At 72.9% G+C, this 620-nt stretch carries 1 protein-coding gene and 1 pseudogene; both read right to left on the bottom strand.

The window, feature by feature from the left end:
* Positions 1-244: pseudogene (locus AC1DYG_RS18815) on the bottom strand (histidinol-phosphate transaminase); the annotation flags it as partial.
* On the bottom strand, positions 241-620 hold a 380-nt coding region (locus tag AC1DYG_RS18810), incomplete at its 5' end, for a histidinol dehydrogenase (protein WP_477641393.1). The gene AC1DYG_RS18810 and the pseudogene AC1DYG_RS18815, both read right to left, overlap by 4 nt.

Below are 620 nucleotides of genomic sequence, written 5' to 3'. Positions count from 1 at the left end.
CCGCCAGGTCGGTGCGCAGGGCCACGGCGTCGCGGTCCGGGTAGCGGTGCAGCTCGCGTGCGGCCTCCCGCACCGACTCGGCGACGTCGTCGATCAACGCCTGCGTGGGCGGGTGCGGGTTCTCGTTGGTGTTCAGCTGCACCGGAACCGTCAGCTGCGGCGCCCCGTACGGCGACTTCCCCCGCAGGTTCTCACGGATCGGCAACTGGTCGAGCCGGGCGTCCCCGCCCGGTGCCGCGCTCACTTGAGCGCCTCGAAGCGGAGCCGGACGGCCTCGCCGTGCGCGGGCAGGTCCTCGGCGTTGGCCAGGGTGATGACGTGACCGGAGACGTCCTTGAGTGCCGCCTCCGAGTAGTCGACGACGTGGATGCCGCGCAGGAACGTCTGCACGCTCAGGCCGGACGAGTGCCGCGCGCAGCCGGCGGTGGGCAGCACGTGGTTCGAGCCGGCGCAGTAGTCGCCCAGGCTCACCGGCGACCACGCGCCGACGAAGATCGCGCCCGCGCTGCGGACCCGGCCGGCCACCTCGGCGGCGTTCTCGGTCTGGATCTCCAGGTGCTCGGCGGCGTAGGCGTTGACCACCCGCAGGCCGTCCTCGATCGAGGAGACCAGCACGGTGC

This window comes from Pedococcus sp. P1_H8 (assembly GCF_056405175.1).
The sequence above is the reverse complement of the archived record's forward strand: the minus strand, read 5'-3'. Positions and strand labels throughout refer to the sequence as shown.